The organism is Leifsonia sp. HAY1-4F (assembly GCF_056755275.1).
In genome coordinates this window covers 1-264 of the sequence record NZ_JBNDHX010000341.1, presented here as the reverse complement: position 1 = coordinate 264, position 264 = coordinate 1, and the positions used below count along the sequence as shown (strand labels likewise).

Below are 264 nucleotides of genomic sequence, written 5' to 3'. Positions count from 1 at the left end.
CATCTGCACGGTGGCGTCGATCAGATCCTCACCGAGCCTGGAGAGGCCGGAGAGCACGGCGAGAGAAACACCGATCGTGCCGCCAATCGCCAGGCCCGCCAACGCGCGACCGAGCGAGACCCACATCGCCTGCTGCAATTCGCCGGTCGCAACCAGCTTCGCCGCGCTCGTCAGCACCACCGAGGGACCTGCCAGCACCTCCTGAGGCAAGACACCGGTGATGGAGACCAGATGCCAGAGGGCGATGAGCAGCACAGGCCCAAG

Annotated in this window: 1 pseudogene; it reads right to left on the bottom strand. The window is 66.3% G+C overall.

Going from position 1 to position 264, the window contains the following annotated elements:
* A pseudogene (locus ACPYOG_RS19760) lies at positions 1 to 255 on the bottom strand (ABC transporter permease); the annotation flags it as partial.
* Positions 256 to 264 lie beyond the last annotated feature (9 nt).